Genomic DNA, 12,252 nt, shown 5'->3' on the forward strand with positions numbered 1-12,252 from the left:
GGGTAGACGCTTCCGGGCCCGTGTTCTGGATAGCGAGAGCGGGGGGGCATAAGGTCGCTATCCGAAGAACAAAACGTTGCGTGGGGGCGGTGGTTCCGGGGAAAAGCGCTCGGGGAGATTCTTTTTTCCGCAGCGGCGTAACGACCCGCGGAAAGCCGTGGATCAGCGCGCCGAACGCGCGCTGATCGCGATTTCATAGGCGCCCACCAGCGGATCGTGGTGGAGGGGGGAGCGCAGCTGACGCGAGAGGCCGAGCAGCACCCGGCCATAGCGCGAGGCAACCAGCTCGCTCAGTTCGGCGCTTTCCACCAGCGCCGGCGAACTCACCCGCAACACCACCTGTTCGGGCTGCGACACCTTGGCCGAGATGCGCGCCTGGGTGCTCGGATTGACCATCATCGCCAGCTCGATCAGCTCGGTCAGCAGGAACGAGACGGCGACGCCGACGTCCTGCGACACCAGCAGCGGCTCGACATCGATGGTGATGCCGAGGCCGGAGGCGTGTTCGGGGGCGGTCGCACGGATGTTGGAGGCGAGTTCGCCGATCACCGCGCGCAACTCCAGCCCGCGATTTTCCTCCAGCTCGGCGAAATGGTGGCGGTGCACCACGGCCAGCGCGTCCACCCGGCGCTGGATCGAGGCATAGGCCTCGCTCGCGTCGGCGCTGGGCGCGCTGCGCGCATGGAAGTTGATCAGGCTGGCGATGACCTGGAGGTTGTTCTTGACCCGGTGATGGACCTCGCGCGTGAGCTTGGTCTGGCGCACCAGCCCTTCGGCGAGGTTGCCCTCATGCTCCTGCACCGTGCGGGTGATCGCCTGGAAGGTCTCGCCGAGCTCGGCGATCTCGTGGGCGGGGACGGCGCCATAGTCGACGCTGCGGATCACTTCGCCCGGGGTATAGGAGGCGACGCTCGCGCGCAGACGGCGCAGCGGGCGGATCAGCAGGCGGTCCACCACGAACCAGCCGATGCCGGCGGCGGCGGCCCACATCAGCAGCGGCAGCAGCATCGCGACCAGCACGGGTGAGGTGATCGGGGCGCTGCGCACGGACATGGAGAAGGCGAGCTCGTCGAAGCCGAGCGGCACCACCAGCGTCTCGCGACGTTCGAGCGCTCCCCTGCGCGGCAGGCCCTGGAGCTGGAGCGGCATCTCGTCGCCGCGCTGCAGCTCGGCCGCATAGGGGGGCACGAAGCCGCTGGGGCGGGCGACGTCGGCAAGGACTTCGGTCGGGAAGAAGGCGTCGGCACGCGTGCCGTTGGGCGCATCGGGCAGGTGGACCAGCAGGCCCTGCGCCGGGAGCAGCGTCACCTGGAGGCGGCCGGGATCGGAAAGGGCGGGCAGCGGCACCGGCAGTTGCGCGCCGCACAGCGTGCGGCCGGTCGCATCGGCGATCTCGAAGCGGATGCCGGCGGCGGACTGCTGGGCGAAGATCCCCTGGACGCGGGCGCAGCTAGGCGCGTCCTGGACATCGCTGTCGATCGCCCGCAGCGCGACGCGCAGTGCCGTCAGGTCACCGACGAGCTCGTTGGCAAGCGCGCGCGACGCCTCCAGCCCGGCCACGCGCAGGCGGGCGCGCGTCTCTACGTCCACCGTCCGCGTCGTCTGCAGCGTCGCGAACAGGGCGATCAGCGCCAGCGGCAGCAGCGCGATGCTGAGAATCAGGAAAACACGCGCACCCGTCGTCAGGTGCTGAAACGCCGCCACAGGCACCATCGGCCTGCGGCGTTCGAGATCGTCTTCGGCCACGAAGGTGGCGCTATTTCAGCTTGCTGAGCAGGTCGAGCATCTCGTCGGGGATCTCTTCCCCAGCGGCATCCTGATAGACAGCGCGCAGCGCGTCACCGACGTTCTTCTGCTTGCCTTCCTCAGGCTTCTGCTTGCCGTCCGCGGTTGCGGCGCGTTCCTGCCGTTCCGTCTCGTTCGAACCCGTCACCAACTGCACACCCTAAGCCCCCTAAGCGCGGCACCCGTGCCGTGCACTACATGAACAAATGCGGCCACGCCAACCCGATGGATGCATGCAGGGGCTGCTGCCCGCATCCGCATGCAGGCAAAGCACCGGCGCATGGCGTGAAACCAAATTCGTCCTCGTTGGTTCCAACCCCGACGCGAAATCGGGGGAGAGCGTCTCTTCCGCCGTCGTGAAAGTGAATTGCAAACGTTTGGACGGCTCCCCAGAATGGCCGTCCACCTCTGGAGGAGACCTACCCGATCATGTCGCTTGGACAGCAACTGGCGCCGCATCTTCCTTTCCTGCGGCGCTACGGTCGTGCGCTCACGGGCAGCCAGTCGGAAGGCGACCGCTATGTGCGCGCCGCCCTGGAGGCGATCGTGGCGGCGCCCGAGGAATTCCCGCGGGACGTCGATCCCCGGCTTGGCCTCTATCGTACCTTCCAGGCGATCTGGTCGTCGACTCACCCTGCCGAAGACGCCGCACGCGAAGAAGCAAGCGGCGATCAGGAGGCGATCGCGCGTGCCCGGCTCGCCCGCATCGCGCCGCTGTCGCGTCAGGCGCTGCTGCTGACCGCGATGGAAGGCTTCACCAACGAGGACACGGCCTATCTGATCGACACCAGCGAAGAAGAAGTCGAATCGCTGGTGGCCGAGGCGCTGCGCGAGATCGAGGCGCAGACCCGTTCGCGCGTGATGATCATCGAGGACGAGCCGCTGATCGCGATGGACCTGGAAACCATCGTGCGCGACCTGGGCCATGACGTGACCGGCGTCGCCGTCACCCGCGATGAGGCGGTGGCGCTGGCGATGGAGGATCGCCCGGGCCTGGTGCTCGCCGACATCCAACTCGCCGACGACAGCTCGGGCATCGACGCGGTCAAGGACATCCTGGCCGAGTTCAACGTGCCGGTGATCTTCATCACGGCGTTCCCGGAGCGGCTGCTGACGGGCGAGCGGCCGGAGCCGACGTTCCTCATCACCAAGCCGTTCCAGCGTTCCACCGTCAAGGCGGCGATCAGCCAGGCGCTGTTCTTCGACCAGTCGACGGTGCCGACGATCTGATACGGAGCCAAAACGATCCTGGGGGGTTTAGGCAGAATGGTCGACGATAAGCGAACCCATCTGAACACCGATCGTGCCCGTGCGGGCACGACCCCCGGGATGACCCGCTACATCCTGGGGGTGTCGCTGGCGCTGGTGATCGTCATTTTCGCGATCATTCTCTGGTCCTGACCCGCGACCACGCGTCCGGCCGGCGCGCCCGCTGGCAATCGACGGACGCATCCCCTATGTTGGCAACACGGCGCCGTCGCGAGCTTGCGGCCGCCCACCGATCGGATTTTCATGACTGAACCGGAAGTTACGGGCGAAGAGACTGGTGCGACCGAGCACGTCGCGCTGTCCGACCCTGAGTTCAAGAAGCAGCTGGCGCAGGTCATCCCGCACCTGCGCGCCTTCGGACGCTCGCTTTCCGGCAGCCGCGATCTCGCCGACGACCTCGTCCAGGAAACGCTGTTGAAGGCGTGGGCTGCGCGCCAGCGCTTCCAGGCCGGCACCAACATGCGCGCCTGGACCTTCATCATCCTGCGCAACCTCTATCTCTCCCAGATGCGCCGTGCGCGCTTCAAGGGCGAGTGGGACGATCTGGTGGCCGACCGCATCCTGGCGGCTCCGGCGAGCCAGGATCGCCACGTCGAGCTTTCCGACATGCAGCGCGCCTTGCTCCACCTGCCGCAGCCGCAGCGCGAGGCGCTGATCCTGGTCGGCGCCGGCGGCTTCGCCTATGAGGAAGCGGCCGAGATCTGCAACGTGGCGGTGGGCACCATCAAGAGCCGCGTCGCCCGAGGCCGCGTGGCGCTCGAGACCCTGCTGACCGAGGGCCAGCTTCCCACCCGTGCCTCGCACCCGGGCAATGGCGAGCAGAGCGCGCTCGAGGCGATCATGGGCGAGGTCAACGAGCTCAGCCGCGACCGCTGACGGCTCTGCCGGGCTTCTGCGCAGGCGGGGCTCGGTCCTCGCCGCGCGACGCCGGTGTCCGCGCGCCTGCCTCCGGGCCGGTGCGGCACTTTCCAGAACGAGAAGCAAGGCCGGTGCGGCTGGGCCTCCTAGCTCGCGTCAGCCGACGGGCCGCGTCAGTGTCGGTGGCTGATCCCGTCCAGCAGGCGGAGGTAAGGAGCGAACTCGTCCGGCAAGTTCTCCATGCCGTCGAAGCTCTGACGAAGCGCGTTTCCGATCGCGTCGCGGGGCCGGGGGCGACGCACAACGACGCCGCGCGACCTGTTCGCGTCAGAAACGGCATCGGGGGCCCGGCGGGGTGGCGAAGTAACCATCGGCCTAACAACTCAACATCTTGATATTTGTTGCTTTCGCATCGCGCTTTTGTCGTTGCGCCCGTGTCCCGAACCATCGCACCAGAGGGCATGGACCTGAACTCGGCAATTCTGCGCGCGCGGGAGCACTCCCCGTTTCTTGCCCGGCTGCTCGAGCTGGAGGCGCCGCTGCTCGACGGCGAATGGGCGGACGATCCGCTCGCGCACGCACGGATCGACGATCCGGACATGGCGGTTGCGCGGCGGCTGCGGATCGAGCGGCGGCGCGTCGCGCTGCTGGTGGCGCTGGGCGACCTTTCCGGCGCCTATGACCTGCGCCGCGTGACGGGCCTGCTCAGCGCCTTTGCCGATCATGCGCTCGACGTGGCGATCCGCGCGGCGATCGAGGAGCGGACCCCGGGCGCGCCGCCGCAGGGGTTCGTGGCGATCGCGCTCGGCAAGCAGGGCAGCCGCGAGCTCAATTATTCGTCCGATGTGGACCCGATATTCCTGTTCGACCGCGCGACGCTGCCGCACCGCGAGCGGGAGACGCCCGACGAGGCGGCGATCAAGATCGCCCGGCGCGCGACCGAGCTGCTCCAGACGCGCGACGGCGACGGCTATGTGCTGCGCGTGGACCTGAGGCTGCGGCCCGCGCCCGAGGCATCGCCGATCGCGCTGCCGGTGGGCGCGGCGATCAGCTATTATGAGTCGCAGGCGCTGCCGTGGGAGCGCGCCGCCTTCATCCGCGCGCGGGCGGCGGCGGGCGACCTGGCGCTGGGGCGGCGGTTCCTGGTCGCGATCCGTCCGTTCGTGTGGCGGCGTGCGCTGGATTATGGCGCGGTGGCGGAGATCCGGCAGATCTCCGGGCGGATTCGCGATCATTATGCGCAAGGCCAGGCGTTCGGCCCCGGCTATGACCTGAAGCGCGGGCGCGGCGGCATCCGCGAGGCGGAGTTCTTCGCCCAGGTGCACCAGCTGATCCACGGCGGTCGTGACCGCAGCCTGCGCGCGCCGGCCACCCTGGATGCTCTCGCCGTGCTCGCCCGGGCGGGCTGGATCGACCCCGAACAGGCCGCCACACTGGCGGAGGGCTACACGCTGTTCCGCACCATCGAGCACCGGTTGCAGATGGTCGACGATCGCCAGACGCACAGCCTGCCGACCTCGCCGGAGGCGCTCGACAATGTAGCGCGGCTGCACGGGCTGGCGGACGGCGCCGCCCTGCTCGACCTGCTGCGCCCGCAGGTGGAGGGCGTGGCGGCGGTGTACGACACGTTGGGCGCGACCGATCGGCCGGCGGTGCCGGCGGACCCGCAGCTGCTCGAGGCGCGGCTGGGCGAGCTCGGCTTCGACCCTGCCGACCAGGCGGCGCGGCGCATCGCCGACTGGCGCAGCGGCCGCTATCCCGCGCTCCGCAGCCCGGCTGCCCGCACCGCGCTGGAGGCGGCGCTGCCGGAGATGCTGAGCAGCCTGGCGAGCGCGAGCGATCCCTATCAGGCGCTGATCCGGCTGGACGGCATGCTCGGGCGGCTGCCGAGCGCGATCAACCTGTTCCGCCTGCTGGAGGCGCAGCCGGCGCTCGCCAAGCTGCTGAGCGCGATCCTTTGCCATGCGCCGACCCTGGCGGAGGCGCTCGCCCGGCGGGCGACGCTGCTCGACGGGCTGATCGATGCGAGTGCGCTGGAGCCGGTGGGGGAGGTGACCGAACTCGCGGCCGAGATGGTCCCGCGCGAGGCGGGCGCGTCCTATGAGGCGGTGCTCGACCACGCCCGCGCGATCGTGGGCGAGAAGCGCTTTGCCCTAGGCGCGCAGATCATCGCCGGCACCAGCGACCCGATGACGGTGGCGGCCGGCTATGCGCGGGTAGCCGAGGCGGCGATCGAGACTCTCGTCGCCGCCACCGTCGCCGAGTTCGCGGCCCAGCACGGGCGGGTGCCGGACAGCGAGCTGGTGATCGTGGCGCTCGGACGGCTGGGCGGCGGGCTGCTCACCCATGCCTCCGACCTCGACGTCGTCTATCTCTTCACCGGCGACTATCGCGCGGAATCGGACGGGCCCAAGCCGCTTGGAGCGGTGCTCTACTACAACCGGCTGGCGCAGCGGGTGACGGCAGCGCTGTCGGTTCCAACCGCCTCCGGCCCGCTCTATGAGATCGATACGCGGCTGCGGCCGTCGGGGGCGCAGGGGCCGCTGGTGGTCTCGCTGGAGGGCTTTGCCCGCTACCAGCGCGAGAGCGCCTGGACCTGGGAGCACATGGCGCTGACGCGCGCGCGGCCGGTGTTCGGCTCCGCAGGGGCGCGCGAGCAGGTGGCCGGCATCATCCGCGCGGTGCTGGAAGGCGACCGGCCGGAGCGCGACATCGTCGCCGAAGCGCGGGAGATGCGGGCGGAGATGGCGCGGCACAAGCCGGCCGGCGGGCCGCTCGACGTCAAGCTCGCCCCCGGCGGTCTGGTCGACCTGGAGTTCGCCGTGCACGTCGTCCAGCTGGTCCATCGCACCGGCTTCCATGCCGACCTGCCGGGGGCGACCGCGGCCCTGGAGGCGGCGGGGCTGCTGCCCGACGGGCTGGTGGAGGCGCATGCGCTGCTGACGCGCGCGCTGGTGACGTTTCGCCTCGTCGCGCCCGATGCGCAGTTGCCGCCGCCCGCGTCGCGGGCGCTGGTCGCGCGGGCGCTCGGCCAAGCCGATTGGGACAGCACGGTTGCCTCGCTCGATGCGGCGCGGCAACGGGTTGCCGCTGCCTGGGCGGCAGTGAGCAACGGGAAGGACGCGGGATGAACGAGGGCGATGCCATTCCGGCAGTGACGCTGACGGCGAGCGACGGGACCGCCATCGATCTTTCGTCGGTGCGGCCGCTGGTGGTCTATTTCTATCCCAAGGCGGATACGACCGGCTGCACGCGCGAGGCGCTCGACTTCAGCGACCTCCAGCCGCAGTTCCGCGCGGCCGGCGTCGAGGTGATCGGCGTGTCCAAGGACTCGCCTGCAAAGCTCGAGCGGTTCGTGGCAAAACATGGCCTGTCGGTTCGGCTCGCGAGCGACGACGGCGCTGCGTGCGAGGCCTTCGGCGTCTGGGGCGAGAAGAAGCTCTACGGCCGCAGCTACATGGGGATCGAGCGGGCGACCTTTCTGTTCGATGGCGAGGGGCGGCTGGTGCAGGCGTGGCGCAAGGTGAAGGTGCCCGGCCATGCCGAGGCGGTGCTGGCCGCTGCCCGCGCCATGAAGGCGGCCGGATGACGAGCATCGCCGAGGCCTGCCGCGCCGTTCTGGAGACTGCCGACCCGCGCACCAAGGTGAAGCGGGCGCGGGCGGCGGCGCGGGCGTGGCGGCGGGGCGAGCTGGCGTTCGCGTTCGACGTCGCCATGCCGGACCGGCCGGGCCGGCCCGAGCGGCCGGAACTGCTGCCGCCCAATCGCATGCCCAAGCGCGGCAAGGGCGGATCGGAACGCGGGCGGCTGGCGCTGCTGCACGCGCTGGCGCACATCGAGTTCGTGGCGATCGACCTGGCGTTTGACGCCGCCGGACGCTTCGGGGCGGAGTTTCCGCGCGGCTTCACCGACGACTGGATCGGGGTGGGGGCGGACGAGGCGATGCACTTCGCCGTGCTCGAACGGCGGCTCCGGCACCTCGGCAGCCACTATGGCGCGCTGCCGGCGCACGACGGGCTGTGGGACTCCGCGATCGAGACCGCGCACGATGCGCTGGCGCGTCTGGCGGTGGTGCCGATGGTGCTGGAGGCGCGCGGCCTGGACGTCACCCCGGCCACCGTGGAGCGGGCGCGGGCGGGTGGCGACGAGGCGACGGCACGCATCCTCCACCGCATCTACACCGATGAAATCCGGCATGTTTCGGCCGGCACCCGATGGTTCCAACATCGTTGTAAAATCGAACGAATCATTCCCGCGCCGCATTGGCAGGCACTGGTGCGGCGGCACTTCCGTGGGGCCGTTAAGCCACCGTTCAACGATTCAGCGCGCGCGTGTGCCGGTCTGACGCGGGATTATTATGAGCCGCTTGCAGAAAGCTGACGCGTCGGGCCAATCAAGGCTCGTCAAAGCGCGGAGGGGCTGCAGCTGAGACATCGATGAAGGGCGAACGGCCTGAAACCGTTCGCGAAACTTGGATCGCCGGACTCAGTATGACCATCAGCAACGTCGTCTCAGCCAACGCCGCGATTGCTAAGCGGTTCCGTCGTTTCTTCACTTTCCGCGATTTCATCCTGCACGATGGCCGCTCCGGCCGCCGGGTTCGCATCGCTGCCCGCACCCAGGCGCTTGCCGCGACCGCCGCTGCGCTGACCCTCGGCTTCTCGGGCTATGGCGTCGCCAACGCCGCGGTGGACACCGCAGCGGCAGCCGGCCTCACCCCGCAGGCCGAACAGGCCGCCACCGTCGCCCAGATGCGGCAGCGGGTCCGCGCGATGGAGGCCAATGTCGCCGAGCTGCGCCAGGTCGCCGCTGCCCATGCCGCCCGCATCGACCAGCGCCAGGCGATGATCGCCGCAGTGCTGACCGGCGAAGGCGATCCGGCCGCGCTCGCCGATGCCGCGCTCGCCCCCCTGCCGCAGGGCAGCAAGGCGGTCGCGAGCGTGACCGCGCCGCTCCAGCGCGCCGAACAGCGCCAGGCAGAGCTTGCCGCCAAGGCACAGGAAGTCACCGCCGAGCGCTACGCCGAAACTGCCAAGCAGCTCCGCAAGCTGGGCCTGCGCCCTGAGAAGCTCGCGATGGGCGGCCCCTATGAGCCGGTGAGCACGACCGAGGCCGCCGCCGTCACCGCAGCGTCGAACGAGGCCGATGCCCAGTTCCGCAACCTGTTCATGACCTGGAAGAAGCTCGACACGCTCGAGCAGGCGGCGATCGCGATCCCGTCGCTCCAGCCGGTCGACAACATCAAGCTGTCGAGCAACTTCGGCGTCCGCTCGGACCCGTTCCGCGGCACCGCCGCGATGCACGCCGGCATCGATCTTCCGGGGCCGATCGGCACGCCGGTCTATGCCACCGCCGACGGCATCGTCGGCCGCGCGCAGCGCGCCGGCGGCTACGGCAACCTGGTCGAGCTGAACCACGGCAAGGGCATCCAGACCCGCTACGGCCACCTGTCGAAGATCCTGGTCGGGCCGAACAGCCGCGTGCGTCGCGGCCAGCTGATCGGCCTGATGGGCTCGACCGGCCGCTCGACCGGCAGCCACCTTCACTACGAAGTGCGCATCAACGGCGCTGCCGTGAACCCGATCCCCTATCTGCAGGCAGGCGACCAGCTGCTGGCGGCGCAGGATCGCGCGGCGCGCAACCGCCAGCAGGCGGTCGGCGGCCCGGCGAACTGATCGCGCGACTTCACGAGACGGAGAGGAGAGGGGCCACGGCGACCATGGTTGCCGATGGCCCCCGTACCTCTTATCTCCGGCCCATGGCCACCATCCCCGTTTCCGAAGTCGGCCTGACGCCATCCGCCGCGGCCCGTGTCGCCGCGATCGCCGCGCGTCAGGGCAAGCCCGCCATCCTGCGCCTGTCCGTCGAGGGCGGGGGCTGTTCCGGCTTCCAATACCGCTTCGGTCTGGCCGATGGCCCAGAGGGCGACGACAGCGTCACCGAGACCGACGGCGTCCGGCTGGTCGTCGATTCGATGAGCCTGGACCTGGTGCGCGGCGCCCAGGTGGACTTCGTGGAGTCGCTGGGTGGCGCCGCGTTCAAGGTCGAGAACCCCAATGCCGCGTCGGGCTGCGGCTGCGGCACCAGCTTCTCGATCTGACGCCCAAGCGTGCGCATCGTCACCTACAACGTCAACGGCATCAAGGCGCGCCTGCCGCGCCTGCTGGAGTATCTCGCCGAACAGACGCCCGACGTCGTCTGCCTGCAGGAGCTCAAGTCGAGCGACGAGACCTTCCCTGAGGCGGAGATCCGCGCGGCCGGCTATGGCGCCGTCTGGCACGGCCAGAAGGGGTTCAACGGCGTCGCCGTGCTGGCGAGGGGCGCCGATCCGGTCGAGCGCCAGCGCGGCCTTGCCGGTGAGCCGGAGGACGAGCACAGCCGCTATCTGGAGACCGAGGTCGACGGGGTGGTGATCGCGTCGATCTACCTGCCCAACGGCAATCCGGTGCCCGGACCCAAGTTCGACTATAAGCTGCGCTGGATCGAGCGCCTGTCCGATCGCGCGCGTGCGCTGCTGGCCGAGGAGCGGCCGGTGGTGCTGGCGGGCGACTACAACGTCATCCCCAACGACGACGACGTCTATTCGGTGCGGGCGATGGCGAGCGACGCGCTGATGCAGCCGGAATCGCGCCAGGGCTATCGCGCGCTGGTGGCGCAGGGCTGGACCGACGCGCTGCGCACCCGCTTCCCCAAGGGCGGGGTGTGGACCTTCTGGGACTATCAGGCCGGCGCCTGGCAGCGCGACGCGGGCTTTCGCATCGACCACCTGCTGCTGAGCCCGATCGCGGCGGACCGGATGCAGGACGCCGGCGTCGACAAGGAGTATCGCGGCCGCGAGAAGGCGAGCGACCACGCGCCCACCTGGGTGCGCCTGCGTTGAGGCGGATCGCCGGGGCCGCACTCGCGGCCGCGCTGCTGACGCCTGCGGCTGCCCAAGCGCGGGACTATTGCCCTACGCGCCCAGGCCTGGGCGAAAACCCGTGCGTGGTCGAGAAGGGCGCCGTCTCCGTCGAGACGGCGCTGGCCGACTGGGAGCATGATCGCAGCGCCGAGGAGCGCACCGACACGCTGCTCGTCGCCGACACACTGCTGCGTTTCGGCGTCGGTGACCGCGCCGAGCTGCAGCTGGAATGGCAGCCCTATGGCCGCGACGTGACGCGCGACCGGGTGCTTGGGGAAACGGAGCGCAAGGACCGCGTCGGCGACGTGACCCTCGGCGCGCGCGTGAACCTCGCCAATCCCGACGGCTCCGGCTTTTCCTGGGCGGTGCAGCCGTCGGTGACGCTGCCGGTCGGGCGCCAGCCGATCGGCGGCGGCGACTGGGGCGCGAGCCTGATCGTGCCCGTCGCCTATGCGCTGGGCGACACGCTCACGCTCGAACTGACGCCAGAGGTGGCCGCCGAAGTCGACGAGGACGGCCGCGGCCGGCACCTGGCCTATGGCAACGTCCTCGGCCTGGAACTGGAGCTCACCGACGCGCTCACGACCACGTTGGAAGGCGAGGTGCGGCGCGACGACGATCCGGTCGAGCCCGCCACCACGGTCCGTGGCGCCCTGGCGCTGGCGTGGATGGCGAACGACGACACGCAGCTCGATGTCGGCACCGCCTTCGGCCTCGACCACGACACGCCGGACCTGCGCCTCTACGCCGGGATCGCCCGCCGCTTCTGACGCCTGCCGGCGCGCTCCGCCAGCGTGGCCAGGTCGACGGCCGAGCGGGGGTGGAGCGGGCAACGAGCATCCGCCGCCCTTGTCCTAGTGCACTGCGGCTTTCGAGAAGACGTTCATCACGACCACGCCACCGATGATGAGGCCCATGCCGACCACGGCGGGGGCATCCAGCTTCTGCCCCTGGAACACTGCGGCGACGGTGGCGATCAAGACGATCCCCACCCCGGACCAGATTGCATAGGCGATGCCGGTCGGGATCGTCTTGAGCGTCTGTGAAAGGCAGAAGAACGCGACTGCGTAGGCCACGGCCGTGACCAGGCTGGGGGCGAGCTTGGAGAAGCCCTGGGACTGCTTCATGAACGTGGTGCCGATCACCTCGGAGAGGATCGCGATGGCGAGAAAGACGTAGTTCAGGGGGACGCTCCGTGCGCTGGATCAGCGGGCGGGCTTGTTCGAGCGCAGCGCCCCCTGACCGGGTCAGGTCGACGCCGTGGCAGGGAAGAACCCGCGATACGGGCGCAGGGGCTACCAGCCTGCTGCTCTATTTCCGGCAAGCCCTCCCTACACCGCCTTCGCCCGAGCGTCACGTCCGCAGCGAGCCCTTTGGAGTGGAGCGCTGCTGCGGGGCCGTTCGATCGCAGAGGGTATCTCCGCCCCAGCGATCGATCC

Annotated in this window: 13 protein-coding genes; 10 read left to right on the forward strand and 3 right to left on the reverse strand. The window is 69.9% G+C overall.

The annotated features are described in order from the left end of the window. Positions 1-162: 162 nt before the first annotated feature. The gene (locus tag MHZ35_RS07680) at positions 163-1,746 is read right to left on the reverse strand and encodes a sensor histidine kinase (RefSeq protein WP_272695240.1); all 1,584 of its coding nucleotides are present in this window, start codon (positions 1,744-1,746) and stop codon (positions 163-165) included. A gap of 10 nt (positions 1,747-1,756) precedes the next feature. After that, positions 1,757-1,933 (reverse strand): NepR family anti-sigma factor, encoded by a 177-nt coding sequence (locus MHZ35_RS07685; RefSeq protein ID WP_164521170.1) that lies wholly within the window; start codon positions 1,931-1,933, stop codon positions 1,757-1,759. A gap of 281 nt (positions 1,934-2,214) precedes the next feature. On the opposite strand from MHZ35_RS07685, the gene MHZ35_RS07690 reads away from it, so the two are divergent. The 10 genes from MHZ35_RS07690 (at position 2,215) to MHZ35_RS07730 (ending at position 11,583) form a co-directional block, all read left to right on the forward strand. Next, positions 2,215-3,015 carry a response regulator gene (locus MHZ35_RS07690; protein WP_125959014.1) on the forward strand — a complete coding sequence of 267 codons (801 nt, stop codon included), beginning with the start codon at positions 2,215-2,217 and terminating at the stop codon, positions 3,013-3,015. 36 nt (positions 3,016-3,051) lie between these two features. Further along, positions 3,052-3,186: a hypothetical protein gene (locus tag MHZ35_RS18010; RefSeq protein WP_260153890.1), complete on the forward strand. Its 135-nt coding sequence runs from the start codon at positions 3,052-3,054 to the stop codon at positions 3,184-3,186. Positions 3,187-3,297: 111 nt separating this feature from the next. After that, positions 3,298-3,930, forward strand: coding sequence for a sigma-70 family RNA polymerase sigma factor (locus MHZ35_RS07695; RefSeq protein ID WP_125959013.1), 633 nt, complete (start codon positions 3,298-3,300; stop codon positions 3,928-3,930). Between the two features lie 443 nt (positions 3,931-4,373). Continuing rightward, on the forward strand, positions 4,374-7,043 hold the full coding sequence (locus MHZ35_RS07700; RefSeq protein WP_239435084.1) for a bifunctional [glutamine synthetase] adenylyltransferase/[glutamine synthetase]-adenylyl-L-tyrosine phosphorylase: 2,670 nt from the start codon (positions 4,374-4,376) through the stop codon (positions 7,041-7,043). Continuing rightward, positions 7,040-7,501 carry a peroxiredoxin gene (locus MHZ35_RS07705; RefSeq protein ID WP_239435085.1) on the forward strand — a complete coding sequence of 154 codons (462 nt, stop codon included), beginning with the start codon at positions 7,040-7,042 and terminating at the stop codon, positions 7,499-7,501. The genes MHZ35_RS07700 and MHZ35_RS07705 overlap by 4 nt, the downstream gene beginning before the upstream one ends. Continuing rightward, positions 7,498-8,292: a ferritin-like domain-containing protein gene (locus MHZ35_RS07710; RefSeq protein ID WP_239435086.1), complete on the forward strand. Its 795-nt coding sequence runs from the start codon at positions 7,498-7,500 to the stop codon at positions 8,290-8,292. Before MHZ35_RS07705 ends, MHZ35_RS07710 begins: the two co-directional genes overlap by 4 nt. Positions 8,293-8,402: 110 nt before the next feature. After that, on the forward strand, positions 8,403-9,587 hold the full coding sequence (locus MHZ35_RS07715) for a peptidoglycan DD-metalloendopeptidase family protein (RefSeq protein WP_239435087.1): 1,185 nt from the start codon (positions 8,403-8,405) through the stop codon (positions 9,585-9,587). A gap of 83 nt (positions 9,588-9,670) precedes the next feature. Then, entirely contained in the window at positions 9,671-10,012 is a 342-nt protein-coding gene (erpA, locus tag MHZ35_RS07720; protein WP_129341889.1) for an iron-sulfur cluster insertion protein ErpA, read from the forward strand. 9 nt (positions 10,013-10,021) lie between these two features. Then, on the forward strand, positions 10,022-10,792 hold the full coding sequence (gene xth, locus MHZ35_RS07725; protein ID WP_239435088.1) for an exodeoxyribonuclease III: 771 nt from the start codon (positions 10,022-10,024) through the stop codon (positions 10,790-10,792). Beyond that, positions 10,789-11,583, forward strand: a complete 795-nt coding sequence (locus tag MHZ35_RS07730; protein ID WP_274615741.1) for a transporter — start codon at positions 10,789-10,791, stop codon at positions 11,581-11,583. The genes xth and MHZ35_RS07730 overlap by 4 nt, the downstream gene beginning before the upstream one ends. A gap of 84 nt (positions 11,584-11,667) precedes the next feature. On the opposite strand, the gene MHZ35_RS07735 is transcribed toward MHZ35_RS07730, so the two are convergent. Continuing rightward, on the reverse strand, positions 11,668-11,997 hold the full coding sequence (locus MHZ35_RS07735) for an SMR family transporter (RefSeq protein ID WP_274615747.1): 330 nt from the start codon (positions 11,995-11,997) through the stop codon (positions 11,668-11,670). Positions 11,998-12,252 lie beyond the last annotated feature (255 nt).

Origin of the sequence: Sphingomonas sp. ACRSK (assembly GCF_022346685.1) — a bacterium.
Classification (GTDB): Bacteria; Pseudomonadota; Alphaproteobacteria; order Sphingomonadales; family Sphingomonadaceae; genus Sphingomonas; species Sphingomonas molluscorum.

Bases quoted from the DNA above. Each gene is read 5' to 3' on its own strand.
- MHZ35_RS07690 (WP_125959014.1), top strand. From the start codon at position 2,215: ATGTCGCTTGGACAGCAACTGGCGCCGCATCTTCCTTTCCTGCGGCGC.
- MHZ35_RS18010 (WP_260153890.1), top strand. From the start codon at position 3,052: ATGGTCGACGATAAGCGAACCCATCTGAACACCGATCGTGCCCGTGCG.
- MHZ35_RS07695 (WP_125959013.1), top strand. From the start codon at position 3,298: ATGACTGAACCGGAAGTTACGGGCGAAGAGACTGGTGCGACCGAGCAC.
- MHZ35_RS07700 (WP_239435084.1), top strand. From the start codon at position 4,374: ATGGACCTGAACTCGGCAATTCTGCGCGCGCGGGAGCACTCCCCGTTT.
- MHZ35_RS07705 (WP_239435085.1), top strand. From the start codon at position 7,040: ATGAACGAGGGCGATGCCATTCCGGCAGTGACGCTGACGGCGAGCGAC.
- MHZ35_RS07710 (WP_239435086.1), top strand. From the start codon at position 7,498: ATGACGAGCATCGCCGAGGCCTGCCGCGCCGTTCTGGAGACTGCCGAC.
- MHZ35_RS07715 (WP_239435087.1), top strand. From the start codon at position 8,403: ATGACCATCAGCAACGTCGTCTCAGCCAACGCCGCGATTGCTAAGCGG.
- erpA (WP_129341889.1), top strand. From the start codon at position 9,671: ATGGCCACCATCCCCGTTTCCGAAGTCGGCCTGACGCCATCCGCCGCG.